Annotated in this window: 19 protein-coding genes; 8 read left to right on the top strand and 11 right to left on the bottom strand. The window is 69.6% G+C overall.

What is annotated here, in order from left to right; translation table 11 throughout:
- Nucleotides 1–54: 54 nt before the first annotated feature.
- The 4 genes from ACZ5MC_RS02290 to ACZ5MC_RS02275 form a co-directional block, all read right to left on the bottom strand.
- The gene (locus ACZ5MC_RS02290) at nt 55–3,309 is read right to left on the bottom strand and encodes a PAS domain S-box protein (protein ID WP_464516943.1); all 3,255 of its coding nucleotides are present in this window, start codon (nt 3,307–3,309) and stop codon (nt 55–57) included.
- A gap of 280 nt (nt 3,310–3,589) precedes the next feature.
- On the bottom strand, nt 3,590–4,636 hold the full coding sequence (locus ACZ5MC_RS02285; RefSeq protein ID WP_306598647.1) for a prephenate dehydrogenase/arogenate dehydrogenase family protein: 1,047 nt from the start codon (nt 4,634–4,636) through the stop codon (nt 3,590–3,592).
- 27 nt (nt 4,637–4,663) lie between these two features.
- Nucleotides 4,664–5,038 carry a P-II family nitrogen regulator gene (locus ACZ5MC_RS02280; protein ID WP_306598646.1) on the bottom strand — a complete coding sequence of 125 codons (375 nt, stop codon included), beginning with the start codon at nt 5,036–5,038 and terminating at the stop codon, nt 4,664–4,666.
- Nucleotides 5,035–6,321, bottom strand: a complete 1,287-nt coding sequence (locus ACZ5MC_RS02275; protein ID WP_464516942.1) for an ammonium transporter — start codon at nt 6,319–6,321, stop codon at nt 5,035–5,037. The genes ACZ5MC_RS02280 and ACZ5MC_RS02275 overlap by 4 nt, the downstream gene beginning before the upstream one ends.
- A 250-nt stretch (nt 6,322–6,571) precedes the next feature.
- On the opposite strand from ACZ5MC_RS02275, the gene gltB reads away from it, so the two are divergent.
- Together gltB and ACZ5MC_RS02265 are read left to right on the top strand one after the other, a co-directional pair.
- Complete coding sequence (gltB, locus tag ACZ5MC_RS02270) at nt 6,572–11,083, top strand: glutamate synthase large subunit (protein WP_464516941.1); 4,512 nt, start codon at nt 6,572–6,574, stop codon at nt 11,081–11,083.
- Nucleotides 11,083–12,486 carry a glutamate synthase subunit beta gene (locus tag ACZ5MC_RS02265; protein WP_306598643.1) on the top strand — a complete coding sequence of 468 codons (1,404 nt, stop codon included), beginning with the start codon at nt 11,083–11,085 and terminating at the stop codon, nt 12,484–12,486. Before gltB ends, ACZ5MC_RS02265 begins: the two co-directional genes overlap by 1 nt.
- A gap of 53 nt (nt 12,487–12,539) precedes the next feature.
- Here ACZ5MC_RS02265 and ACZ5MC_RS02260 read toward each other — a convergent pair whose 3' ends face one another.
- From ACZ5MC_RS02260 to ACZ5MC_RS02235, 6 genes are all read right to left on the bottom strand, one after another.
- Nucleotides 12,540–12,977: a type II 3-dehydroquinate dehydratase gene (locus ACZ5MC_RS02260; protein ID WP_306598642.1), complete on the bottom strand. Its 438-nt coding sequence runs from the start codon at nt 12,975–12,977 to the stop codon at nt 12,540–12,542.
- A gap of 360 nt (nt 12,978–13,337) precedes the next feature.
- The gene (locus tag ACZ5MC_RS02255; RefSeq protein WP_464516940.1) at nt 13,338–13,787 is read right to left on the bottom strand and encodes a cache domain-containing protein; all 450 of its coding nucleotides are present in this window, start codon (nt 13,785–13,787) and stop codon (nt 13,338–13,340) included.
- 102 nt (nt 13,788–13,889) lie between these two features.
- Nucleotides 13,890–14,963: an OmpA family protein gene (locus tag ACZ5MC_RS02250; protein WP_464516939.1), complete on the bottom strand. Its 1,074-nt coding sequence runs from the start codon at nt 14,961–14,963 to the stop codon at nt 13,890–13,892.
- A 189-nt stretch (nt 14,964–15,152) separates the two neighbouring features.
- The gene (locus tag ACZ5MC_RS02245; RefSeq protein ID WP_306598639.1) at nt 15,153–16,082 is read right to left on the bottom strand and encodes an AraC family transcriptional regulator; all 930 of its coding nucleotides are present in this window, start codon (nt 16,080–16,082) and stop codon (nt 15,153–15,155) included.
- Nucleotides 16,083–16,091: 9 nt separating this feature from the next.
- Entirely contained in the window at nt 16,092–17,081 is a 990-nt protein-coding gene (locus ACZ5MC_RS02240) for an aldo/keto reductase (RefSeq protein ID WP_464516938.1), read from the bottom strand.
- Nucleotides 17,082–17,083: 2 nt separating this feature from the next.
- The gene (locus tag ACZ5MC_RS02235) at nt 17,084–18,136 is read right to left on the bottom strand and encodes an NAD(P)-dependent alcohol dehydrogenase (protein ID WP_464516937.1); all 1,053 of its coding nucleotides are present in this window, start codon (nt 18,134–18,136) and stop codon (nt 17,084–17,086) included.
- Nucleotides 18,137–18,397: 261 nt separating this feature from the next.
- Between ACZ5MC_RS02235 and ACZ5MC_RS02230 the strand changes: the two genes are divergently transcribed.
- The gene (locus ACZ5MC_RS02230) at nt 18,398–18,964 is read left to right on the top strand and encodes a TlpA family protein disulfide reductase (RefSeq protein WP_464516936.1); all 567 of its coding nucleotides are present in this window, start codon (nt 18,398–18,400) and stop codon (nt 18,962–18,964) included.
- 212 nt (nt 18,965–19,176) lie between these two features.
- Here the strand turns inward: ACZ5MC_RS02230 and ACZ5MC_RS02225 are convergent, their stop codons facing one another.
- Nucleotides 19,177–20,520 (bottom strand): outer membrane beta-barrel protein, encoded by a 1,344-nt coding sequence (locus tag ACZ5MC_RS02225; protein WP_306598635.1) that lies wholly within the window; start codon nt 20,518–20,520, stop codon nt 19,177–19,179.
- 238 nt (nt 20,521–20,758) lie between these two features.
- Between ACZ5MC_RS02225 and ACZ5MC_RS02220 the strand changes: the two genes are divergently transcribed.
- The 5 genes from ACZ5MC_RS02220 to ACZ5MC_RS02200 all read left to right on the top strand — a co-directional run bounded on the left by ACZ5MC_RS02220 (nt 20,759) and on the right by ACZ5MC_RS02200 (nt 26,478).
- Complete coding sequence (locus ACZ5MC_RS02220) at nt 20,759–21,091, top strand: STAS domain-containing protein (protein ID WP_464516935.1); 333 nt, start codon at nt 20,759–20,761, stop codon at nt 21,089–21,091.
- Nucleotides 21,092–21,165: 74 nt separating this feature from the next.
- Nucleotides 21,166–21,843: a pyridoxamine 5'-phosphate oxidase family protein gene (locus tag ACZ5MC_RS02215; protein WP_464516934.1), complete on the top strand. Its 678-nt coding sequence runs from the start codon at nt 21,166–21,168 to the stop codon at nt 21,841–21,843.
- 65 nt (nt 21,844–21,908) lie between these two features.
- Nucleotides 21,909–24,488 (top strand): hypothetical protein, encoded by a 2,580-nt coding sequence (locus ACZ5MC_RS02210; protein WP_464516933.1) that lies wholly within the window; start codon nt 21,909–21,911, stop codon nt 24,486–24,488.
- Between the two features lie 120 nt (nt 24,489–24,608).
- Complete coding sequence (locus ACZ5MC_RS02205) at nt 24,609–25,499, top strand: pepsin/retropepsin-like aspartic protease family protein (RefSeq protein ID WP_464516932.1); 891 nt, start codon at nt 24,609–24,611, stop codon at nt 25,497–25,499.
- Nucleotides 25,500–25,566: 67 nt separating this feature from the next.
- On the top strand, nt 25,567–26,478 hold the full coding sequence (locus ACZ5MC_RS02200; protein ID WP_464516931.1) for a maleylpyruvate isomerase family mycothiol-dependent enzyme: 912 nt from the start codon (nt 25,567–25,569) through the stop codon (nt 26,476–26,478).
- Nucleotides 26,479–26,481 lie beyond the last annotated feature (3 nt).

The raw sequence follows: 26,481 nt of genomic DNA, 5'->3' as shown, positions 1-26,481 counted from the left end.
GATGGTGCTCCCATTCCGCTCCTCCGGCGAAGCTTGCGCCCGAAAGGCGGTGCCTCAGGCCATCGCCTTCAGGTTCTGGAGCTTCCCCACCAGCTCCTCCATGGAGTAGGGCTTGGTGATGGCCAGCATGTGCCCGTCCCTCTCCAGCAGTTCGAGGATCCGGGCGTCCAGGTGGCCCGTGGCCAGGAGGATGGGCAGGTCCGGCCAGCGGCGGCGGATGTGCGCGTGGGTCTCGATGCCGTTCATCCCGGGCATGTTCAGGTCCAGGATCACCAGGTCCACCGGGGGGCCGGAGCCCAGGAGCACCAGGCCCTCGGCGCCGCCCGACGCGATGGCGACGCTGTGGCCGCGGGTCTTGAGCATGCTGGGCACCGCGGCCCGGATGAGGTCGTCATCGTCCACCAGCAGCACGTTCAGGGGGGCCTCACCGGGCGCCGGGCCCGGCGGACCCTGCAAGGGGGCGACATCCCCGGCGGCCGCGGGCAGGCGCAGGCTGACGGTGGTGCCCCGGCCCTTCTCGCTGCGGATGGCCAGGGTCCCCCCGTGGGCCTTGGCGGTGGCGTAGGCCATGGCCAGGCCCAGCCCCGTGCCCTTGCCGATGGCCTTGGTGGAGAAGAAGGGGTCCATGGCCCGGGCCGCCACCTCGGGAGGCATGCCGGTGCCGGTGTCCTCCACGGCGACCTCCACCTGGGCCCCAGGCAGGTTCCTTGTGCGCAGGACGAGGGTGCCGCCCTCGGGCATGGCGTCCATGGCGTTCACGCAGAGGTTCATCAGGAGGTTGGCGAGGGAGCCGCGCTCGCCCGAAACGGGGAGGAGCCCTTCCTCGAGATCGGCCACCAGCCGGTATTTCTGCAGGGTGGTGCGGTTCAGCAGATCGAGCTCGTCCCGCACCAGGGCGTTGAGGTCCAGGAGCTCGGGCTGCTGCAGGTTCTTGCGGGAGAACTTGGTCAGGCCCATGACCAGGTCCCGGCCGCGGGTGGAGGCCTTCTCCACGAGGCCCAGGGCCTCGGCCAGGGGGGCGTCCCCGGCGTGGGTCAGCTTGACGGTCTCGATGACGGCCTGGATGGCCGCCAGGATGTTGTTCATGTCGTGGGCCACGCCGCCCGCGAGGCTGCCCAGGCTGTCGAGCTTGTGGGACTGCTGGATCTCGGCGTCGAGTTTGCGCTGGAGCTCCTCCGCCTGCTTCCTGAGGCTGACGTCCCGGAGGATGTGGCTGGTCCGGGTCTGGCCGTGCTTGTCGATGAAGAGCACGGAGGCGGTCTCGCACGGGAATTTCGTTCCGTCCCGGCGGAGGAAGGTCAGCTCGCCGGTCCAGCGCCCGGTGCGCGCCCGTTCCTCGATGGCCACGGGCACCCTGGGATCGGTCATGTCGACGATGCCGTCCCGGCCCACGGCCCGGATCTCCTCCACCGTCCGGCCGAGCATGGCGCAGGCCGCGGGATTGACGTCCAGGATGGCGCCGTCCGGGGCCGCGAGCATGATCCCGTCCAGGCTCCGGTCGAAGAGCAGCCGGTATTCCGCCTCGCTTTCGCGCAGGGCCAGCTCCAGCTCCCGGTGGGCGGTGATGTCCCGCGTGATGGAGAGCTGCACCGGTTCCCCGTCCCAGGTGATGATGCGGGTGGAGACCAGGCAGGTGACAGGCGTGCCGTCCGCCCTGCGGAAGTCCAGCTCCAGGTTGTCCACCCTGCCCTCCCGGTCCAGCGCCCCGGCCCACCGTTCCCGGTCCCGGGGATCCGCCCAGACACCCAGTTCGAGGGAGGTGTGGCCCAGGACGTCGCCCATGGACCGGCCCAGCAACTGGACATAGCGCTCGTTCACCAGCAGGTAGAGACCGTCCGCCAGGCGGGTGATGGCGATGGCGTCGGGACTGGCGTTGAAGATGAGGGCGAAGCGCTCCTCGGAGCGCCGCAGCACGGCTTCGGCCTCCTTGCGGCCCGTGACGTCGTGGGCCATGCTCATGACGGCCCGGCGCCCGTCCACCAGAGGCCCCAGGGACACGGAGGAGAAGTCCCAGATCCGCGTCGAGCCGTCCCGGCACCGGATGGGGTACTCGATGCTGCCCTCCCGCCGGGGCCGGTCGAAGAGGTCGCGGGCAATCTCCAGGATGGCCTCCCTGCGGGAGGGGTGGGCCAGCTCCGCCCATTTCCCCAGGGTCGGGACCTCGGCGCGGGAGTAGCCGCTCAGCTCCGTGAAGACGCGGCTCACCATGAGGATCTCGCCGTCCTCGGCGAAGATCATCATGGGGAAGGGCACCTCCTCCACGGCATGGCGGAAGCGGGTTTCGCCCTCGCGACGGAGCCGCTCGGCTTCGAGCTGCGCCCGGAAATCATTCGCCCGTCCGTTCCGCCAGTGGGCCGCGGCCGCGCCCAGCACCGCGAGGGCCGAGGCGAGCGCCAGGAGGATCGTGTCCCTCCGCCGCCGCTCGAACAGGGCCATGGCCTCCCCTTCGTTCACGCGGACCACCAGGAACCACGGGGAGGCGGGAATCGGCCGCACGTCCGCCAGGAGCCTCACGCCCCGGTAGTTCCGGGTCTCCACGATGCCCTTCCGGCCGAGGATGGCCAGGACCGAGGCCCGCGTCCGGTCCGCCATCGGGACCCGCTCGGTGAGGGCGGTCCCGGCGCGGGTCCGCATGTCGTTGAGGACCACCGCCTCCTCCCCCTCCCGCCGCACCAGCAGGGTCTCCGCGGACGCCGAGGGGGTGGGCCAGCGCAGGACGATGGGATAGAGGGTCCGGGTGGGGTCGATGCGCAGCAGGAACAGACCAAGCGTCCGTCCCATCCGCCTGGCGTCCAGCACGGGGATGAGGAGATGCATGTGGATGCCCGGACCGTCCGCGTCCCGGGAGAGATCCAGGAAGCGCGGGCGGCCGTCGGCGAGGGCTTCCCGTGCCTCGCGTTTCAGGCCGCCGGGAAGGGGCGGCCGCCCCGGGGGTATCGCCAGGCGCTCCTCGCCCCGGGTGTCCAGCAGGCGCATCTCGTCGTACTGGCTCTGCTCCCTGAGCCAGTCCTCGAGCAGCGGCGTGGCATCCGGAAGACCTGAACCCTCCGCCGGTCCCATCAGGCGGGTGAAGGCGGAGATGCGCGAGAGGGTCGAGGCGTCCGTCAGCCGCTCCTCGCGCCAGAGGGCGATCTCGCTGGCCTTCAGCGCCCCCACGGTGGAGAGGTGGCTCTCCGCCTTGGCCCGCTCCAGGTTCCACAGGGTGCGGACATGCCGGACGGCCCCCACCGCGATGCCCGCAACCAGGAGCCCCGCCAGGACGATGAGGAGTGCCGGCGGACGCCATTTCTCTGGAGAACGGGAGGCCATGGATCGAATCTCCCACCGCGGATGTCGAATCGGGATTCCGGGTTCGTGGCCTAGGTTATCGTTTTCCCGTGGCGGTTGATGGAGATTTCAATCACGCCCCCTTCCGGGTCCGGGGCGGGATCCGCGCCTCGCAGGCGACGCCGGTCTGGCACTCGCCGCAGCCGTAGCGCGGGGTGTAGAGGCGCCGGGCGGCATCGACATGAACCTTGCATGTGGTAGTGTCCCTGCCATTGGCCAGATTGATCGCCCGGCATGGGCAGCGGGGGATCCGGGCGCCGCATCAGGCGCCTCCCGGTCCCTGCACCCGGCGGCTGGCCCTGAGGATGGCCTGGAAGACCCCCTCCACCACCTCCGGGTCGAGGCCATCGGCCTGGGCCCAGGCCCTCCGGTCCCGCATGAGCGACGCCTCCCGGCCCGGATCCAGCACGGGGGCGCCCAGCACCGCCTTGGCCCGGCCGGCCCGGCGGCTCAGCTCGGCGCGGCGGGCCAGGAGCTCCACCAGCTCGCGGTCCAGGTCGTCGATCATCGCCCGGGCCTCCACCAGGGCCGGGGACCGCTGACCCAGGTCGGGCATCGACAGCAGGGGCGGCACCTCGTCCCCGCCCCCGGGCCCGGCCAGTCCCGCGTCGATGGCCTGCAGGGCCTGGAGCAGCCTGGACCGGGCGTCCCCGGCGAAGGGGTTGAGGTTCTGGATGGACGTGAAGAGATGGCTGGCGTCCTCCCGCACCGCGTCCAGGGTGCGCTGGATGGCGTGGAAGGAGGGCGGGGCGAAGGGCAGGTCCGCCCCCGCGCCCATCTCCAGCAGGCCCTTGGCCAGGAAGAAGGTGAGGGCGTGGGTGCTGGCCATGAGCCGGTCGTGGTCCTCCGCGCTCTGCTCCAGCACCTCGCAGCCCAGGTTCCGGAAGAGCGCGGCCACCTGGTCCGCCGCGCCCTGGAACCCGGGGACGGCGCACACCACGGTGCGCAGGGGCCGCTCGGCCCGGGCGAGGCTCACGGGCCCGAACAGCGGGTGGACGCCCACGTGCGGCCCCTTGAGCCGCTCGGCCATCCATTTCGCGGGGAGCACCTTGACGCTGGCCACGTCGAAGACGATCTGCCCGGGCCCCACCCGGGGCGCCACCCGGTCCAGGGCCTCGGGCAGGGCTCCCACGGGCACGGCGAGGGCGAGGATGTCCGAGCCTTCGACCAGGGCCTCCAGGCTCGGGGCGCGGACCTCCGCGGGCACGGAGGCGACGGGATCCAGGGCCCGGAAGGCGCAGCCCCCCTGCTCCAGGAGCCCGCCGAGGGCCTGGCCGAACTTCCCGTAGCCCAGAATGCCGATTCGCACGGATCGCCCTCCAGGCCCCATTGTGACCTAGAAGGACTCCAGATGGGGATCCACGCCCACGGGCGTCACCGCCGCGCGGTCCTCCTCGCCGGTGCGGATGCGGTACACCTGTTCCAGGGGCACCACCATCACCTTCCCGTCGCCCACCTCACCCGTGCGGGCGCTGCGGAGGATGGCCTTCACGGTGGGTTCCACGAAGGGGTTGGAGACGCCGATCTCGAGGCGGACCTTGTCCGAGAGCTCCATCTTCACGGTGGCGCCCCGGTAGGTCTCCACGCGCTCGGTCTCTCCGCCGTGGCCCTGGACCCTCGTGACGGTGAAGCCCTTCACGTCCAGGCGGTACAGCGACTCCAGCACGTCGGTGAGCTTTTCGGGGCGGATGAAGGCGATGATGAGTTTCAATGGACGGCTCCTTCGGAAGGCAGAAGGCTGATCTCGACGCGCGCCCGGACATCGGGCAGCAGCAGCAGGGCGCCGTCGCCCGACGCATAGGCCTCCTCGCCGTGCTGGCTGAAGTCCAGGCCCTGGCCCTCCTCGGCGGGCGTGGCCTTCAGGGCGGCGAACAAGGCCACCAGCTTGAGGAGGGCGAGGGTGGCCAGGGCCGTGAAGGCCACGGTGGCAAGCACCGCCAGGCCCTGCACGAGGAACTGCCTCGGGTTCCCGTGGAGCAGGCCGTTCACCGGCGCGCCCCAGGCCCGGTCGGCGAAGACCCCGGTGAGCAGCGCGCCCACGGTGCCCCCCAGGCCGTGGGCGGCCACCACATCGAGGGAATCGTCCAGGCGCGTGCGGGCGCGCCAGAGGATGGCGAAGTGGCTGGGCACCGCCGCCAGGCTTCCGATGAGCAGGGCCGACACCGGCGACACGTAGCCCGCCGCGGGGGTGATGGCCACCAGGCCCACCACGATGCCCGTGGCGCCGCCGGCGGCCGTGGCCTTGCCCGAGCGCGCCAGGTCCAGGCCCATCCACACCAGCAGGGTGGCCGCGGGGGCCGCGAGGGTGTTCACGAAGGCCAGCACGGCCTGGCCGTTCACCGCCAGGGCGCTGCCGCCGTTGAAGCCGAACCACCCGAACCACAGCAGCCCGGCCCCCAGGATCGTGAAGGGCACGTTGTGGGGCAGGATGGCCTGGCGCGCGAAGTCCTTGCGGGGACCCAGGAGGGTCGCGGCCACCAGCGCCGCGGTGGCCGCGGTGATGTGAACCACGGTGCCCCCGGCGAAGTCGAGGGCCCCCATGCGGGCCAGCCAGCCCCCGCCCCACACCCAGTGGGCCACGGTGCCGTACGCCACCAGGCTCCAGAGCGTGATGAAGACGGCGTAGGCCAGGAACTTCATGCGCTCGACCACCGCGCCCGAGATGAGGGCCGCGGTGATGATGGCGAAGGTGCCCTGGTAGGCCATGAACAGCAGCCTGGGGATGGTTGCCCCCGGAGCGCAGTCCAGGCCCACGCCGCGCAGCAGGACGAAGGAGAGGTCCCCCAGCGCCTGGCTGCCCGGGCCGAAGGCCAGGGAGTAGCCCAGGAGGAACCACGCCACCCCCACGCAGCCCAGGGACACCAGGCTCATCATCATGGTGTTGAGGGCGTTCTTGGCGCGGACCAGGCCCCCGTAGAAGAAGGCCAGGGCCGGCGTCATCAGCAGGACCAGGGCGGTGGAGACAAGTATCCAGGCGGTGTCGGCGGCGTTCACGAGCCCCTCCTTGGGGGCTAATACTCATCTAATTTGGTATTATTTACATGGTTTTTATTTTTCATTTTGTATTTTTTATATCAAAATAACCATTTTTTATATTAATCGATCCGGGTCGCGTTCGATGTCCGAATCCAGCTATAACCTTTACAAATAACCGGTTCATGCCTCCGGCACCTTGCTACGGTTGAGCCATGCAGCATGAACGGGGCCATCCGGCCTCCGCACGGCTACACCCGAGGAAATCGAAATGTCGCTGCCGCCCCGCCAAGGACTCTACGATCCCTCCTTCGAGCACGACGCCTGCGGCCTGGGCTTCGTGGCCACCCTCAACCGCGAGGCCTCCCACGACATCGTGGCCAAGGGCCTCGAGATCCTCGCGAACCTCACCCACCGCGGCGCCGCGGGCAGCGATCCCCTCACCGGGGACGGCGCCGGCATCCTGCTCCAGATCCCCCACCAGCTCTACAAGGAGGAGATGGCGGCCGAAGGCGTCGACCTGCCCGAGCCGGGCGACTATGCGGTTGCCATGTGCTTCTTCTCCGCGGACCCGGCGGAATGCCGCCACCACTACGCGATCCTCGAGGCGGCGGTGATGCACTACGGCCAGACCGTCATCGGCTGGCGCACGCCGCCCACCGTCACCTCGGCCCTGGGCCCCACGGCCGTGGCGTCCATGCCCAGCTTCCGGCAGCTCTTCATCGGGAGGCGGTGCCAGCCCGAATCCTTCGAGCAGGTGCTCTGCACCATCCGCAAGATGGCCGGGCGCAACGCGAAGTTCGAGCACTTCTTCATCTGCTCCTGCTCCTCCCTCACCGTCGTGTACAAGGGCCTGATGCTCGCCGAGCAGCTGGCGGCCTTCTTCCCGGACCTGGCCGACCCCCGCACCCGCAGCCGCCTGGCCATGGTCCACTCGCGCTTCTCCACGAACACCTTCCCCGCCTGGAAGCGCGCCCACCCCTACCGCCTCCTGGCGCACAACGGCGAGATCAACACCCTGCGCGGCAACCTCGCCTGGATGTCCGCGCGCGAATCCAACCTCGCCGGACCCGCCTTCTCCCAGCAGACCGTGGACGCCTTCCGGCCCATCGCCAGGCCCGACGCCTCGGACTCCCAGGCCCTGGACCAGGTGGTGGACTTCCTGCACCAGGGCTCGGGCCGCAGCCTGCCCCACGTCATGATGATGCTGGTGCCCGAGGCCTGGACCCACGACCCGGACATGTCGCCGGAGAAGAAGGCCTTCTACGAGTACGCGGGCTGCCTCCTGGAGCCCTGGGACGGGCCCGCGGCCCTGGCCTTCACCGACGGCCGCCTCATCGGCGCCACCCTGGACCGCAACGGCCTGCGCCCCGCCAAGTACGTCGTCACCTCGGACGGCCTGGTGGTGGTGGCCAGCGAGTTCGGGGTGCTGGACCTCGACCCCGCGACGATCGTCCAGAAGGGCCGCCTCCAGCCCGGGAAGATGTTCCTGGTGGACACCCTGGAGGGGCGCCTGGTCTCGGACGAGGAGATCAAGCACCAGGTGGCCTCGGCCAAGCCTTACGCCGCCTGGCTCGCCCAGAACAAGATCGACCTGGCCTCGCTGCCCCCCGCGCCCGCGTCCAGCCCCGCCCCGGGCCCGGCCTTGACGGCGCTGCAGCAGGCCTTCGGCTACACCGAGGAGGACCTGCGCATCATCCTGGCCCCCATGGGGGCCGGCGGGGAGGAGCCGGTGGGCTCCATGGGCGTGGACATCCCCCTGGCGGTGCTCTCGGCCAGACCCCAACTGCTGTTCCGGTACTTCAAGCAGCACTTCGCCCAGGTCACCAACCCGCCCATCGACCCCATCCGGGAGGAGATCGTCATGTCCTCGGTGACCTGCGTGGGCGGCGAGGGCAACCTCATGGAGGAGTCCCCCCGCCAGTGCCGCATGCTGGAGCTGCCCCACCCCTTCCTCACCGACGGCGACCTGGCCAAGCTGCGGGCCAACCCCCTCGGCGACTTCAAGAGCGCCACCCTGCCCATGTTCTTCCACCTGGAGGGGGACCCCGAGCGCAACCTCTTCGAGGGCATCCGCACCCTCTGCCGCGCCGCCAGCCGGTGCGTGGCCGACGGCATCAGCATCGTCATCCTCAGCGACCGCGGACTGGACGAGCGGCGAGCGCCCATCCCCAGCCTGCTGGCCACCGCCGCCGTGCACCACCACCTCATCCGCGAAGGCACCCGCACCCGCGTGGGCCTCATCGTGGAGTCGGGGGAGCCCAGGGAAGTGGCCCACATGGCGGCCCTCGTGGGCTTCGGCGCGGGCGCGGTGAACCCCTACCTGGCGCTGGCCACCCTGCGGGACCTGTGTGCCCGCGGCGTGCTCGCCGAGCCCGGCCCCAAGGCCGAGGCCAACTACATCAAGGCCCTCAAGAAGGGCCTGCTCAAGACCATGGCCAAGATGGGCATCAGCACGCTGTCCAGCTACCAGGGCGCCCAGATCTTCGAGGCCATCGGCATCGACCAGTTCGTCATCGACGAGTACTTCACCGGCACCGCCTCAAGGGTGCGCGGAATCGGCCTGCGCGACCTGGCCGAGGAGACCCTGGCGCGCCACGCCGGGGCCTTCGACCCCGACGCCCCGGGCGTGCTGGAGCAGGGCGGCCACTTCCACTACCGCGTGGACGGGGAGCGCCACCTGTGGAACCCCGAGACCATCGCCAGCCTCCAGAAGGCCGTGCGCCTGGAGGACGCGGGCAGCTACGAGGCCTTCGCCCGGGCCATCAACGACCAGGTGGAGTACCCCGCCACCCTCCGCGGCCTGTGGGACCTGGTGCCCGCGGGCGACCCCGTGCCCCTTTCCGAGGTGGAGCCGGCCTCGGAGATCGTGCGCCGCTTCGCCACGGGCGCCATGTCCTTCGGCAGCATCTCCAAGGAGGCCCACGAGAACATCGCCATCGCCATGAACCGCATGGGGGGCCGCTCCAACACCGGCGAGGGCGGCGAGGACCCGGCGCGCTTCGCCCCCGATCCCAACGGGGACCTCAGGCGCAGCGCCATCAAGCAGGTGGCCTCGGGCCGCTTCGGCGTCACCGCCGAGTACCTGGCCGATGCCGACGAGATCCAGATCAAGATGGCCCAGGGCGCCAAGCCCGGCGAGGGCGGCCAGCTCCCCGGCGCCAAGGTGGACGCCACCATCGCCAAGGTGCGCCACAGCATGCCCGGGGTCACCCTCATCTCCCCCCCGCCCCACCACGACATCTATTCCATCGAGGACCTGGCCCAGCTCATCTTCGACCTGAAGAACGTCAATCCCAGGGCCCGCATCAGCGTCAAGCTGGTCTCGGAGGCCGGGGTGGGCACCATCGCCGCGGGCGTGGTGAAGGCCCACGCGGACGTCGTCCTCATCAGCGGGGACAACGGCGGCACCGGGGCCTCCCCGCTCACCGCCATCCACCACTCCGGCGTGCCCTGGGAGCTGGGCCTGGCCGAGGCCCACCAGGTGCTGGTCCTCAACGACCTGCGCAGCCGCGCGGTGCTCCAGACCGACGGCAAGCTCAACACGGGCCGGGACGTGGCGGTGGCGGCGCTGCTGGGGGCCGAGGAGTTCGGGTTCTCCACCGCGCCCCTGGTGGCCTCGGGCTGCATCATGATGCGCAAGTGCCACCTGAACACCTGCCCCGTGGGCGTGGCCACCCAGGACCCCGTGCTGCGCGCGAAATTCGCCGGACAGCCCGAGCACGTGATCCGCTATTTCTTCTACGTGGCCGAGGAGCTGCGCGGACTCATGGCCAGCCTGGGGTTCCGGGACGTGCGGTCCATGGTGGGCCGCTCGGACTGCCTGAAGCCCCGCAGGGAGGGCCTCAATCCCAAGGCCCGCAAGGTGGACTGCTCCGAGATCCTCCACCGCTCCTCGCGCGCCACCAAGCTCTCCGGCGCCTGCGCCGAGGCCCAGGACCACAAGCTCGACGACGTGCTGGACCACGAGCTCATCCGCCAGGCGATGCCGGCCCTGGAAGCGGGCACGCCGGTCGTGCTCGAGACCCGGGTCCGCAACAGCGACCGCGCCACGGGCGCCATGCTCAGCGGCGAGATCGCCAGGCGCCTGGGCGGCGGGGGCCTGCCCCCCGACACCATCCGCATCCGGGCCGCGGGGAGCGCCGGCCAGAGCTTCGGCGCCTTCGCATCCCCCGGCATGACCCTGGAGCTGGTGGGCGACGCCAACGACTACGTGGGCAAGGGCCTCTGCGGCGGCGTCGTGGCCGTGCGGCCCCACCCGCGGGCGCCCTTCAGGGCCGAGGACATGGTCATCGTGGGCAACGTGGTGCTCTACGGCGCCACCTCGGGCCGGGCCTTCTTCAACGGCCGCGCCGGGGAGCGCTTCGCCATCCGCAACAGCGGCGCCACCACGGTGGTGGAGGGCGTGGGCGACCACGGCTGCGAGTACATGACCGGGGGCCTGGTGGTGGTGCTGGGCACCGTGGGCCGGAACTTCGCCGCGGGCATGAGCGGCGGACTGGCCTACGTCCTGGACGAGGACGGGACCTTCGCCGGGCGGTGCAACAAGGAGATGGTGGAGCTCCTGCCCCTGGGCGGGGAGGACGCCCTGCGGGTGCGGGACCTCCTGGCCGAGCACGTGGAGCGCACCGGCAGCGTCAAGGCCGCGGAGGTCCTGGCGGACTGGGACACCCGGTCGGCCCCGTTCGTGAAGGTCTATCCGAGCGAGTACCGCAGGGCCCTGGAGGCCGCCGCCTCCCCCGCCACCAACGGCCTGGCCGACCTGTCCGTGGGGGTGAAGTGATGGGCAACGTCCGCGGCTTCCTCGAAGTCTCCCGCCTGGAACACGGCAAGCGCCCCGTGGCCGAGCGCGTCAAGGACTGGAGCGAGTTCGAGCTCCTGACCCCCCTGCCCCTGCTCAAGGACCAGGCTTCCCGCTGCATGGAGTGCGGCATCCCCTTCTGCCACGGCGGCTGCCCCCTGGGCAACGTGATCCCCGAGTTCAACGACCACGTGTACCGGGACCACCCGGACCTCGCGCTCGCCATCCTCCACTCCACCAACAACTTCCCCGAGTTCACGGGCCGGGTGTGCCCCGCCCCCTGCGAGGCCTCCTGCACCCTCAACCTCGAGGACCACCCGGTGACCATCAAGGACATCGAGCGCAGCATCGTCGACCGCGCCTGGGATGCGGGGGCGATCCTGCCCCGTCCCGCCCGGGCGCGCTCCGGGCGCACCGTGGCCGTCATCGGCTCGGGCCCCGCGGGCCTGGCCGCGGCCCAGCAGCTGGCCCGCAAGGGCCACGCCGTCACGGTCTTCGAGAGGGACGACCGCGTCGGCGGGCTCCTGCGCTACGGCATTCCCGACTTCAAGCTTGAGAAGACCCTCATCGACCGCCGCGTGGCCCAGATGGAGGCCGAGGGCGTGGTCTTCCGCACCGGCGTCCACGCCGGGAAGGACGTGGACGGGGCGGAGCTGCGCAGGAGCTTCGACGCCGTCCTCCTCTGCGGCGGCGCCCGCAGGCCCCGTGACCTCCCCGTGCCGGGCCGGGCGCTGCGCGGCGTGCACTTCGCCATGGACTTCCTGGCCCAGGCCAACCGCCGCGTGGCCGGCGAGACCCCGGCGGACCCGATCCTGGCCACCGGCAAGCGCGTGGTCGTCATCGGCGGCGGCGACACCGGCTCCGACTGCCTGGGCACCTCCATCCGCCAAGGGGCCGCCCGCATCCACCAGCTCGAGCTGCTCCCCAGGCCCCCCGCCACCCGCGACGCCGCCAACCCCTGGCCCGCGTGGCCCCAGGTGCTTCGCACCTCCTCCTCCCAGGAGGAGGGCGGCGAGCGGGACTGGGGCATCGCCACCACCGCCTTCCTGGACGACGGCAAGGGCGGCCTGCGCGCCCTGGCCGCCGTGCGCGTGGGCCCCGCGCCCACCTTCACGCCCATTCCCGGCACCGAGTTCGAGCTCCCCTGCGAACTTGTCCTGCTGGCCATGGGCTTCACCGGCTCGGAACGGGAGGGCCTCCTGGAGCAGCTGGGCGTGGAGATGGACCCGCGCGGCAACGTCCGGACGTCCAACTTCCAGGCCAGCGTGGAAGGGATCTTCGCCGCCGGGGACCAGGCCCGCGGCCAGAGCCTCGTGGTGCACGCCATCGCCGACGGACGCAAGGCGGCCAAGGCCGTGAACGCCCATTTGAAAATGATGAAATGACTCATTTAATCTTTTCCCGGCGATCCTCGGCGAGAAAAGATGATGAATGCAGTTCAGGCTCGGGTTGTCAGATGACCGCAGATGCCCCTGAGTGCCAATTCATATCCCGCCACCCCGAACCCCGCCACCACCCCGAGGCTCACCGCCGCCGTCTGGGTCGCCGGCCCCCTCCGGATCGGGTTGCTGATGTGCACTTCGATCACCGGGAAGTTCGCCTGCGAGAGCGCCGCCACCAGCGCGGGATACCCCGTGCCGAAGCCGGCGGGGTTGAAGATGGCGGCGTCGAAGCCCTCGCCGCAGGCGTCGTAGATGCGGTTGATGACCTCGCCTTCGATGTTGGAATGGAAGATCTCCACCGCCACGTCCAGCTCCGCCGCGTAGCCGCGGATCTTCGCGTCGTAGTCCGGCAGGGTCATGGGGCCGAAGGTCTCGAGCTGGACCTTTCCGCGCATGTTCATGCCGGCGCCGTGGAGCACAAGGATCTTGGTCATGGATGGAACCTCCACGCTCAGAATACCCAGGAGGCTCGGCTGGAATGCCATCCCCCTCTTCGCAAAGGGAGGGGACTTCCGTCCGGTCCTAGGAGCCTGTCTACGTAGTAGGAGGCCCCGCGACGGCGCCCAGAAGCGTGATTATCGAGCGCAAGGCCCGCAGGAGGATTAGGTCAATCCTTCAAGGGACTTGCACACGATAAGCGCGCTTCTGGGCGCCGCCCTTCGGGTGATGGCAGCGGGGCCAGCAACTCTGCGTCAGGCTCGTCAACCGCAGTCCCGCTGCGGCTTTCCTCGCCTTCCTTGATTTGCTAGCCCCGGTGCCATCATCGCGGGGCCTCCTATTACGTAGACAGGCTCCTAGTTCCGGTAGCTGCCGCAGCAGAAGACGAAGCCTTCGTGGGCTTCCACGTAGGTCGCCTTGGGTTCCACCTTCCGGGTGATGGGATTCACGAAGTGGTAGTCAACCCAGCCTCTGCCCTTGGTCCGGGCCACCTTGATGAACTCCCGCACCTGGTAGAGGCCCTTGGCGTCCTTCACGTCCCATCGGCTGGTGCCCACCAGCTCGGACTGGAACCCGTTGGCCTTGGCGACCCCCTTCAGGTCGTACACGAAGAGGTACAGGTCGCTGCCGCTCCCCACGTGGAAGATGCCGTGCGGCAGGTTGGTCTGCAGGATCAGCTTGTCCATGCCGTCCTGCCTGGCGTAGGCGATGGCCTTCTGGACGATCCTTTCGGCCTGGGTCCGTTCGGAAGTCTGGGCGTTCGCGACCAGGCAGGTGAGGGCGAGGATGGGGGCGGCAAAGCGCATGGTTCAATCCAGTGAGAGGCGGGATCCAGGGACCCGGAGATTGGAACAGCTTCCGGTATCAGTCTGGATCCCGCCCCTTCACATGCCCATACGGTGGATTACCTACTGGACCTTGGTCTCCTGCTTGCGGACCTCGACCTGGGCGTCGGCGACCTTGACGTCGATCTCCACGCGGCGGTTCTTGGCCTGGCCTTCCTTGGTCTTGTTGTCGGCGATGGGCTTGTCGGGGCCCACGCCCACGGTGGTGATCCGGGCTGCGGGAATCCCGCCGGCCACGAGGATCTTCGCCACGGCGTCCGCGCGGCGCTTGCCCAGGGACGTGTTCAGGGCCTTGCCGCCCACCGAGGAGGTGTGGCCGCTCACCACCAGCGTGTACTCGCCGGGGTAGGCCTTGAGGCCCTCGGCCACCTTGGCCACGGCGGCGGCGCCTTCGGCGTCGATGTCCACCTTGCCGTTGGCGAAGTGCAGCATCGCCTCATCCAGCACGATCTTCGCCGGCGGGGGGGGCGGAGGAGGAGGGGGCGGCGGGGGAGGCGCGACGGGCTTGATCTCCTCCTTGGGGGGTTCGGGAGCCGGGGGCGGGGGCGGCGGCGGTTCGGGCTTGGCCACCGGCGCGGGGGCGGGGGGCGGAGGCGGCGGAGGGGCAGGCGCGGCCTTGCGGCCACCCCACGTGTAGCCGATGCCCGCCAGCGCGAGCACCTCGCTGGAATGGCCGCCGTTGGTGTTGACCCGCAGGGCCTTGAGATCCCCCTGGAAGATGACCCGCTCCGTCAGGTGCACCATGAGGCCCACGCCCGCGTGGTAGTTGATCTTGTTCTTGTCGCCGTCCGCCAGCGGCGGGTGCAGGCGGGTCATGCCCGTGCCCGCGGCCAGGTAGGGGTACCAGTTGGGCGCGCCGGGATTGAGGTTGTAGAGCGCCGACACCAGGCCCTGGTACTCATGGGTCCCCGTATTCGTCACGCGGATGTCCTGGTTGGTGCGGAGCGCCTTCAGGTCCAGCGACCAGGTGTCGGAGAACCAGTGCCCCGCCCCCAGGCCGAAGGTGGCGCCGTCGTTGAAGTAGTTCGAGACCTTCCGGAAGGCCGCGCCGCCCTGGATGGTGCCGTAGGACTGCCCCTCCTGGGCCATGAGGCCGACCGCCGACGCGGCCAGGATGAAGAGAAGTGCTTTCCGCATATCGCCTCCTGGGATGGGTTACTGAAAATATCATACATCAGTCGCGGTTATTGCCCAGGACCACCTTGGCCGGAAACGAGAATTCCGGTCGTTCCGAAGGGCCGGCGCATGGCCCGGGCCCCCCCCGCGCCCGGTTCCGTTCGGCCGTTCCGGAAGGGCTCGTGCCTTCACGCCTCCGGTTGTGCGGACCTAGGCCTCATCCAGGCCGGGGCCCATTCCGCCTTCGCGGATGTTCGAGATGTCCCTCATCGGCGCGTTCCCGAAGAAACGGCCGTACTCCCGGCTGAACTGGGACGCGCTCAGGTAGCCCACCTTCCGGCTGGCCGTGCCCGCGTCCATCATCCGGCTCAGCATGAGCCGCCGGGCCTCGTGGAGCCGCAGGACCTTCTGGTACTGCAGGGGGCTCATGGAGGTGACCGACTTGAAGTGCTGATGGAACGTGGAGACGCTCATGTGCACCAGGGTGGCCAGCCGCTCCACGTCCAGCGGACGGTCGTAGTTCATGCGCACCCAGGAGACGGCCTTGGCCACCCGCTGCACCCGGGAGCCCTCCTGCCCGATCTGCGCCACCCGGGCTCCGATGGGGCTCCGCAGCAGGCGGATGAGGATCTCCTCCACCACCAGGGGCGCGATCCATTCCGCGTCGCCGGGCCGGGCCATGAGCTCCACCAGCCTCGCGGAGGCCGCGATGATGGCGGGATCGGCCTGGGTGACGCAGACGGCGAGGTTCCTGGAGCTCTGGGGCAGGCCGGCGGGGTACACCCTCAGGGCCAGGTCGGCCACGCGCTCCGCGTCCAGGTCCACCTTGAGGCAGAGGAAGGGTTCCTCGGCGCTGGCCCGGGTGATCTGGCCCGAGATCGGCACATCCACCGAGTAGACCAGGAGGCGTGAGGCGTCGTAGTCGAAGACCTCGCTGCCCAGGAACACCTTCTTGGCGCCCTGGGCAACGATGCAGATGCCGGGCTGGGCGACGCCGTGCGCCAGCTCCTGGCTGGCCCGGGAGGCCCGGACCACCTCCAGCCCGGGCTGGCGGAGCTTGAAGTGGCCGTCGTAGGGCGCATGGGCCCGGATGAGCCCGGCGAGCCGGGCCAGGTCCTGCGCTGCCGCCTGGGTGTCCATGGTCGCTCCTCAGCGTCCGGTCAGGCGTTCCAGGGCTTCGGGATACCGCGCCCCGTGCACGTCGATCGCCTTCAGGGCGGCCTCGAGGTCGTGGAGATCCCCGGCCGTGAGCTCCAGGTCGGCGGCCCCCAGGTTCTCTTCCAGGCGCGCCAGCTTCGTGGTGCCGGGGATGGGCACGATCCAGGGCCTCTGGGCCAGGAGCCACGCAAGCGCCACCTGGGCGGGCGTCGCCCCCTTCCGGGCGCCGATGCGGCCCAGCAGCTCCACCAGGGCCTGGTTGGCCTTCCGGGCCTCCGGTGCGAAGCGCGGGAGGCTGTTCCGGAAATCCCCGGGGACGAAGGCGGTCTTCTCGTCCAGCGCCCCCGTGAGGAAGCCCCGCCCCAGGGGGCTGTAAGGGACCAGGCCGATGCCCAGCTCCTCCAGGACCGGCAGGATCTCCGGTTCCACCCGGCGCTCCCAGAGCGAGTATTCGTTCTGCAGCGCCGTGACCTTCTGGACCGCGTGGGCCCGGCGGACGGTGGCCGCGGACGCCTCCGACAGGCCGAAGTGCCGCACCTTGCCCGCCCGGATCAGGTCCTTCACGGCCCCCGCCACCTCCTCGATGGGCACGGCCGGGTCCACCCGGTGCTGGTAGAACAGGTCGATGACGTCGGTGCGCAGCCGCCTGAGGGAGGCCTCGGCCACCTTGCGGATGTTCTCGGGCCTGCTGTCCAGGGCCGGCCCGTCCGCGGTCGGGGGAACTCCGATGGCGAAGCCGAACTTGGTGGCGAGGACCACCTTGGAGCGCAGGTGCTGGAGGGCTTCGCCCAGGAGCTCCTCGTTGACCAGCGGCCCGTACACTTCCGCGGTGTCGAAGAAGGTGACGCCCCGGTCCACGGCGGACCGCAGCAGGCCGATCATCTCCGTCCGGTCCGGGACGTTGCCGTAGGCATGGCTCATGCCCATGCAGCCCAGGCCCAGGGCCGAGACCTCGAGGGTACCGATCTTGCGCTTGTGCATCTTCAGCTCCTCAGGGACGCGATGTCGATGACGAAGCGGTACTTCACGTCGCTCTTGAGCATGCGCTCGTACGCTTCGTTGATGTCCTGCATGCGGATCACCTCCACGTCGGACACGATGCCGTGCTCGCCGCAGAAGTCCAGCATCTCCTGGGTCTCCCGGATCCCGCCGATGAGGGATCCCGCCACGGACTTGCGCCCGAGGATCATGGGCACCGAGTTCAGGGCCGGCTCCAGGCCGCCCAGGTAGCCGACCAGCACGAGGGTGCCGCTGGGGGCCAGGGTGGGCATGTAGGGATTCAGGTCGTGGACATAGGGGACGGTGTCGATGATGAGGTCGAAGCGGCCGGCGACCTCCGCCATCCGGGCCGGGTCCGTGGAGAGCACGATGCGGTCGGCCCCCAGCCGGCGGGCATCCTCCTCCTTGCCCTCGGAGCGGGTGAACAGCGTGACCTCGGAGCCCAGCGCCTTGGCCAGCTTCAGGGCCATGTGCCCCAGGCCGCCCAGGCCCACCACCGCCACGCGGCTGCCCTTGCCCGCCTTCCAGTGGCGCAGCGGCGACCAGGTGGTGATGCCCGCGCACAGCAGGGGCGCGGCCGCCTTCAGGTCCAGCCCGTCCGGGATGCGCAGGACGAAGGCGTCCGAGACGACGATCTTCTCGGAATAGCCGCCCTGGGTCTTCGTCTGGTCGTGCCGGTCGACCCCGCCGTAGGTGCCGGTGAATTCCCCGCAGTACTGCTCGTCCCCGTCTTCGCAGGGCTTGCAGTGCCGGCAGGAATCGACCAGGCAGCCAACGCCCACGGCGTCTCCCGCCTTGAATTTCGTCACCTTCGCCCCCACCTCCGTCACCCGGCCGATGATCTCGTGACCCGGGACGATGGGGTAGGTGGACCACCCCCAGTCGTTACGGGCGGTGTGCAGGTCCGAGTGGCAGACGCCGCAATAGAGGATCTCGATGACCACGTCGTCGGGACGGGGGTCGCGGCGGTCGAAGCGGTAGGGCGTCAGGCTGGACGTGGGAGACGTGGCGGCATAGGCGCGGACTGGGGTGGGCATGGGTTCCTCCGGAAGGTGCTGCACCTCTGAGTTTAGGAACCGGCGGCCGCAATTGATTGCCCAAAGATCCGGAGTTTTAGCCTGATTCTCCGGATTCCGGCCCGGGTGCGGACGGCCCGCCCCTCGCAGGAGAAGGTCCGGGCCACGTCTGCCTGCCCGGCCCGGGTGCCCCGGATCGGCCCGCCTGCGCAGAAGGCCTCCCCAGCGCGGAAGGACCCCGGCCGGCCCGATCCGGGTCAGAATGGTCCAGGGGAGGCACCCATGGCTTCATTTGGCGAATGGCTCGAGGAGAAGCGCACCGAGGGGCTGGGCACCGGACTCTCGCTCCTCTTGATCGCCGCGGGCGTGCTCGGCCTGGGCTGGATGGCCGTGCGCGCCTTCTCGGGCGGCGGGGACGCCGGGTCCGCGTTCGTCGGCCGGAACGTCTCGGCCCTCGTCCTCAGGGACGCCGAAGGCCGCACCCGCACCCTGGGCGAGTTCCGGGGCCAGGTGGTCGTGGTGGATTTCTGGGCCACCTGGTGCCCCCCCTGCCGCATGAGCCTCCCCGAGCTCGCCGCACTCCAGGCCGCCCAGGGGCCGGCCTACGCGGTGGTTCCGGTCTCCCTGGACCGCACGGGCTTCGGAGCGGTGACCCCCTTCTTCGCGGCCAACCCGTCCATGGCGCTGGCCGCCATGGTCCCGGCGGACCCGGCGCGGCTGGCCAAGGAGGTGGGGGAGATCCGGGCCATCCCCACGACGCTGATCGTGGGCCGGGACGGCAAGGTGAAGCGGGCCTGGATGGGCTTCAGCCCGGGGCGGCTGGACCGGGAACTGAAGGCCGAGCTCTAGAAAAGGTGTGCCGTCCTTGGCCAGGTAGCAGTCAGGGCAGTTCTTCAGCCGGATCGCCGCCTCCCGGTCGAACACGTAGTAGGCCCGGCCACGCACCGTCACGTGGTGGTAGAGCAGATGGTTCGTGACCTGGCGGCCCGTGACGGGGCAGGTGGCGTTGGGAGCGGCAGCGAGGGCGATGGCGAGGAGGAGGCTGAACATGGGGGTCATTCCTAGAACTTGACCATCAAGGCCAGGGTGATCCTGCTTTCCGTCTTCCTGAGGTCGGGGGACCACCCCTCGACCGCAGACCCCAGGGGGCCCTGGTTCCCTCCGGGAGGCGTCAGTCCGCCCGGGCCGGTGAAGTAGGGCACACTGGCGCCCCGGCGGTTGAACTCGGCGCGCAGGGTGATGAACGGGCTGGGCATGTAGTCGTAGGTGACGGAACCGTCCCAGGCATGGAAGGGATCGCCTGGGTTCTGGGTGAAGTAGGGGGTGCCCGAGGCGGCCGTTGCGCCGTTGATGGGGGGCATCAGCACCAGGTAGCGGCCCGGGTTGGTGATGGCGCCGCCGCCCAGGGTGACGGCGTGGCGGTCGTGGCCGAACCAGAAGCGGTTGTAGAGCATCCAGCCGGCGAAGTACTGCTTGGGGTCGGAGGCCGTGCCGCTCCGGCTGACGCCGCCGCCCTGCTCATCCCCCAGATCGAAGGTGAACGACAGGGCCATGCGGTTCAGGCCCGCGCCTGGGCGGTCGTAGTATTTGTACTCGACGCTGTTGTCCGTGTGCCTCCGCGTGCGCTTCGGGTTGCCCGGGGTGTCGGCGCCCAGGATGTAGTTGTTGGAGATGAACGCCAGGTCGCCGGTGGGCCGCCACCAGATGGAGGCTCCCACGCCCGGTGTGTTGTTGAACATGTTGTAGGACTGCCAACCGTTCGTGAGCCAGAACTCGACCTTGAGCTTGTCGGTGGGAAACACCTGGAGGCGGATGCCGTTGAAGAACCAGGGCGTGTTCGAGGAGACGTACGACGGCTGGTAGGCCCAGTTGTCGAAGTTGTAGAAGCTGAAGAGCCCGATATAGGACATGAAGATGCCCGCGTCGAGGTTGACGCCGTTCAGGGCATCCCAGTGGTAGCCGCCGTAGGCTTCCGAGACGTAGCGGTACGCGTTGTCCGTGGCCCACTGGCCCTTGGCCGTGCTGGCGTCGTTGCGCGGGGTCATCGTGGCGTACATCCCGAACTGGGTGAGGATCCGGCCCCGGACGTGATCCCAGTGGAAGTCGCCGCCGATGCCCAGCTGCTGGACCTGGACCTCTCCGGTCCGCCCCAGCTCGCTGGAGCCGCCGAGGGTGTGGTCCTTGGGGTGGTTGAAGTCGTAGACCGCGTTCACGTCCGCCCGGAATTCGCCGGTGAAGTACTTCGAGTCCAGGATCGCGTCGTTCGTCCGGGGGTTGCCGTTCAGCCATGTGAAATCGGCGAAGGCGAAGGGCTCGGCGACCCTGGGCGCCGGGGGCTTGGGAGCCTGGGCAAGGCCGGGCACGACGGCCCCGGCCGCCAGGAAGGCGGTGAGAAGGATGCGCATTTGGGCTCCAGAAGTTGCCGGATCGCCTGATCCAGGCCGCCAATGAATATGGCCTGAAGTTCATTAAGAAAAGGTTGGGAATCCAGGGTCGTCCGTCAAAGTTCCATAAAGGGCGAACCGCCCGCGGAACGGCTGCCGCAACGAAATCTTTACGGGCCGCCCGGCCGCGGGTTTGAATGTTACCGGGTTGTTACAACGTTCTGGTCCAATGAGTCGTTCCAGCGCCGAGGGAGGCCGCATGCACCTTACCCAGCACATGGACCGGGATGTCCTCGTCCTGGTCCCCGGCCAGAAGCTGACGGCCTCGGAGGGCAAGGAGGACCTGTCCAGGGCCGTCCATGAGGCCCTCGACGCCGGCGTGCTGAAGATCCTGCTCGATTGCTCCTCGGTGGAATTCATCGACAGCCTGGGCGTGGGCCAGATCGTTGCGAGTTTCGTGTCCACGCGGAACAAGGGAGGGCGGCTGATCCTGTGCGGCCTCAGGCCGCGCGTCGTGCTCGTGCTGCGCATGGCCAGCCTGCACCTGGTGCTGGACATGAGGGAGGCGGGCCCGGAAGATGTGGCCTGGTAGCTGAACGGGCTCCGCCGGTCCCGGCCGGGTCAAGGGCCGCCTGGAGACACTGCAGCCCTTCCCGTGGAGGACCCATGACCAAGGCATTTTTCCACAGGACCCTCACCCCCGCCGTGAAGGCCGCGCAGGAGCGCTACTACGGCCGCAGCCTCCCCCGGCCCGGATCGGCCGCCGGGGACACCCTCGGCGCGGATGAGATCGCCTTCATCGAGGACCGGGACAGTTTCTACCTCGCCACGGTGAACCCGGAGGGATGGCCCTACATCCAGCACCGGGGGGGTCCCCGCGGCTTCCTGAAGGTGCTGGGCCCGGCCGAGCTCGGGTTCGCGGATTTCAGGGGGAACCGGCAGCTCCTGACCACGGGCAACCTCCAGGGAGGCGCGCGCGTCTGCCTCTTCCTGATGAGCTATCCGCACCAGACGAGGCTGAAGCTCCTGGGCCGGGCGGAGGTGCTGGGCGTGGAGGAGGATCCCGCCCTGGCCGAACGCCTGATCCCGCCGGGAAGCGAGGCGGTCACCGAGCGCCTGTTCCGAATCCGGATCGAGGCCTTCGACTGGAACTGTCCGAAGTTCATAACCCCACGCTTCACGGAGGAGGAGGTCGCCCAGGCGGTCCGGCCTCTTCGGGACCGGATCGCCCGGCTGGAGGCGGAACTCGCTCGCCTGAAGGCACCTGCGGCAGGGGGAACCAAGCCCGCACCCGATCCACCGAGTTCTTCCGGGGAAGGACCCGCGGGACGCGATCCTCGCTGAAGCGTGCAAGCAACCGAAGGGACAGGGCGCCTCAACCCTTTGCCGTCCGCTGGGGTCTCATGGAAATGCGCACGCATTCGAATCCCGTTCACGCCTTGTTCAGGAAGGCGTTCTGCGTCTGTGCCCTGACGGGCTGCCTTGCCCCCCTGGCCGGAGCGCCCCCCGAAGCGCCCAAGGCCAAAGAGAAGCAGGCGGATGCCCCGACCCTGGTCGAGGCCTTCCAGAAGGGCCCGATAGCCATCACCGCGACCGTGGTCCATGCCCAGGGAACGCCCGAGGAGTCCTCCCTCCCCGTGTTCCAGGTGCCGGTCCTGAAATTCCAGGACAGGCTGGAGCTTTCCTTTTCCGGGGAAGCCTTCGACCAGCGGGTCACCCGTGCCGACTGGTCCCTGGTCGTCGTCTTCCTGCCGAAGACCGTCGCCCCCACCGACCAGGGCGTCGTCAGCTTCCGCCTGAAGCGCAAGGGCGACGAGATGATGGTGCCTTCCATCCCGGTGCCCTACGATTCCATTCCCATGATCTTCCTGGTCCCCGACAAGAACGGGCGCAAGAAGGTGCTCAAGGACCTCAACACCCACCTGGAAGCCTTCCGGAACCTCTGCGCCAGGATCTTCGAACTTTCCGAGGAGCGCGCCTCGGTGGACAGGTTCCTGGCGGACCTGGACGCCATCGACAAGAACCTCTCCCCCGCGCAGTACGACAACGCCGTGCTGGGCTTCCTCCATTCCTACGGCAACTCCGTTTCCGGGGATCTCCAGGCCTTCGTGGGGAGTTCCCGGTCCAACCTGGCCAAATTCCAGTTCATCACCCAGGAGTTCAGGAAGACCAATGTCCTCGTCCCGGAATCGGGCTCGGCCCCGGTGGAAGCCCAGGTCACGGCCGGGGCGGGCGGGAACCGCCCCATTTCGGCCTATGTCTCGATATTCTTTGACCTTGCCTCCATCATCAAGAACCTCTGGCCGGGCCACCAGTTCCAGTACCTGCCGGCCCTGGCGCGGAACTTCCACGGGGCCAGCGCCGAACTCTACTACAGCGACTGGATCCATACGACCGGCGACACGCTCGGGGCCCTCATGTGCTGTCCAGGCCAATGGGAGGACCAGACGCCCCCGTCCTTCGAGCTGGAACTGCCCGGCGGGGAATCCATCCTCAAGAACCAGGCCCTCCTGAAGGTCCGCCCCCGGGAGAAGAACCGGAACCCGTTCTCGCTGTTCGGGCACGACTGGAAGCTCCTGGTCACCGGACCCAAGGGCGAGGCCCTGCCCCCCCTGGGGCTCACCGCGAGCCCGGGCAAGGCGTCGTTCGTGGCCTCTCCGGCCCCGCTCCAGGAACCCCTGAGGAAGCTGGGCGCCGCCAAGGTGCAAGTCCGCGTGGTCGGGCGCTGGGGCTTCACCAGCATCGCCACCGACCCCCTGGAACTTCCGGTGGGCGTCGACCCGGCCTGGGCCCCGACCCCGGAGGAGCGGGCGGCGTTCCAGATCGGGAAGGGCTGCGCGATCGGGTTGCCCAGGACCTGGGCCCCCGTGGTGGAAAAGGTCGCCTTCCGGCCGGCCAAGGCCGGTTCGGCGCCCCTGACCGCGAACCTGACGGAAGGGAAGGACGGCGGCCGATCGGCCGTCTTCCAGCCCAGGCCGGACCAGGCCGGGGCCGGGGTCCTGGAGATCCTGGCGTTCGGCCAGGAAAAGCCCATGCTGGCCCTGCCCATGACCCTGCTCGAGGCGCCCCCGGAGCCCGCGGGACTCGAGGCCCGCCTGGGCGAGGACCGGATCGCGCTCAAGGGATGCCACCTGGAGGGCATCCAGGCGATGGAACTGGGGAATCGCAGGTTCATCCCCAGTGGCTCGGATGCGCCCGGCCTCCGCACCTTCCGGGCCGAGGACGGCAAGCCCCTGGACGGGACCCCCGGCACGAAGCTGGCCGCTTCCATGGTCCTGGCGGCGGACCGGAAGGTCCCCCTCGAGAACGCGGCCCTGCTGGCGGCGCGACCCCGCCTCGCCGAGGCGCAGGTCGTTCCCGTGGAGGCCAGGGCCACCCGCGTCCTCCTGACCTCCAGCCTTCCGATCGCCGCCACCGGTTCCCCGAGCCAGGTGGGCCTCATCGCGGCCAGGGGCTACCGGTTCCCGTCCGACCGAGGCTTCCACGCCGCCATCCGGAACGCCGACGAGCCCAAGGAGATCCGCGCCATCCCCCAGGCCAGGATCAAGGTCATGGGCAACAACCTGAAGGCGACCTTCACGTTCACGCCGGCCGAACTCCTGGGAGGCCGGGCTTCGGGCCGGCTGGAGGTCCAGGTCCTGGACGACCACTGCGGCGCCGGCGACTGGCTCCCCCTCCCCGCCACCTTCCTGGACCTGCCCACCATCGCCGCGGTCCAGAGGACACCCGCCGGAACGAGGCTCGTCGGGCCGTCGCTGGATGCCATCGAAGCCCTGGCGCCCTCGCCCTCCGGGCCCTGGGAGAAAGCCAGCGTGGCCATCGAGGAGGGCCACGAATCCATCGACCTGGCCTCGCCCCTCCCGGCCGGTCAAGGCTACCTGCGGGTTTTTGGCTGGCCCGACCTGGTGCTCACGCTGAAATTCCCCGCCCTTCCCCCCTCGCCTGCCGACCCGGCGCCGGCCACCGGGCCCCAGGGCCTTCGGCCCTAGCGCCGTTCCCGTCCCGCCCTGGCAGGACCGGGTGTCGGAACCTGTGGGGAAAAGCCCCTCCCTGGAAACAGGAATTGTAGAATTCGCCGCACGACCTGATTCGATACGTGGAGATGCCCGATGAAATTCCTGCGCCTTCCGGTCCTCGCCGTCCTGGCCTCGATCCTGCCCGCCGCCCAGGCCCAGCAGCCGGCCGCCGCACCGGCTGCGGTGATCCAGATGAAGCCGTGGCGCACGCGCTGGGCGATGGAAGCCGAAGTCGGCGGCAGGAAGGGCCTCTACCTGTTCGACACCGGGGCGGGGATCACGCTCGTATCGCCCGAGAGCGCCAGGCGCGCAGGCTGCGAGCCCTGGGGCCGGATCACCGGCTACGACATGATGGGAACGCGCCACGACGGTCCGCATTGCGGCGATTCCATCCCGGTCACCGTGGCCGGCATCGCCCTTGCTCCGCCGGTGCTCGGCCTGATCCGGATGGCCGAGCACAATCCCCGTGATGCGGAACTGGACGGCATCATCGGGCTGAACCTGTTCGAGGGCCGAACCGTGACGCTGGATTTCGCCGCAGGGACGCTGACGCTCGAGTCGGAGGCAAGCCGGACGGCGCGAATCGCGACCCTGCGTCCCCTGCGCATCCGGCTGAAACGCGAGGTGAACGGCTGCGCACTGGCGGTGATGGCCGCCGTTCCGTCGAAGAAAGGCACGCTGTGGTTCGAGCTCGATTCCGGCAACGGCGGCACGGTGCTCGCCTCCAAGGCGATCGCCCATCTGGTCGGCATGGACCCGAAGCAGGATGGCAAACAGCTCGCCGATTTCGAAATCCTCGGCGATATCCGCGCGACAACGCCGGATGCCTTCGCGCCGGACATGATCATGGATGGAAACCTGGGCATGCCCTTCCTGCGCAACTGGGTGGTGACGCTCGATCTGGCCAAGGGACTCGCATGGATCGGCAGGCCTCCGGCGCCGCCCAGGCCCGCCACACCGCTTGATCAGGCGATCCAGCACTAGGTAAGATGCTGGCCCAGGGCCTCCGGTCGTTGCCATTCGGACCCATCCGGCAGGCCCGGCCGCATGGATGCAGTGCCTGGCGATGCCCCTTGATCCCCGTTCCGTCCCATGTCCCACCCCTTTGTCCCACCTTCCCAATGGCGCTGGAGGGCGCATGACGGCTTCACCGATTTTCGATCCCAGACCCCTCATCGCACGTGTCCATGCCAGCCTGCTCGACCTTCTGGCCACCTTGACGCCGGAGGACTGGCGGCGGCCAACGGTGGCGCGACGCTGGTGCGTCAAGGACGTCGCCGCCCACCTCCTGGACGGGCAGTTGCGCCGTCTCGCGGTTCAACGCGATGGCTGGTTTTCGGGTCGTCCGGAGCCCGGTGAGCCGCTCGTGGCGTTCCTCAACCGCCTGAACGCCACCTGGGTGGAGGCCTCGGCGCGGCTGAGTCCGGAGGTGCTGCGTGGCCTGCTGGCCTGGACCGGCGGTGAACTGGCGGCCGCCATGTCGGGCCTCGACCTGGCCGCTCCGGCCACCTTCCCGGTGGCCTGGGCAGGCGAGACCGCATCCACCACCCGCTTCGACCTTGCGCGCGACCTCACCGAACACTGGATCCACCAGCAGCAGATTCGCCTCGCCGTCGGCGCGCCGCCCCTGGTCGAAGCCGACCTGCTGCATCCGGTGATGGACACCCTGCTGCGGGCCCTGCCCCACGCGTATCGGGGCGTTGCCTGCGAGCCGGGCGCCACGCTTCGCGTGGAGCTGACCGGGGCCGCCCCCCGCGTCTGGTGCCTGAGGCGGGACGTGGACCTCTGGACGCTTCACCTCGGCGAAGGCCCTGCCCGGTCCACGGTCGCGCTGGATCCGGAAACCGCCTGGCTTCTGCTCTCCAAGGCGCTGGGCCGGGAGGAGGCCCTGGGCCGTGTTCGCTTGACGGGCGATCAGGCGCTGGCCATGCCCCTGCTGGAGACCGTTGCCGTCATGGCCTGAACC

The organism is Mesoterricola sp. JemC181, from assembly GCF_055384585.1.
The sequence above is the reverse complement of the archived record's forward strand: the minus strand, read 5'-3'. Positions and strand labels throughout refer to the sequence as shown.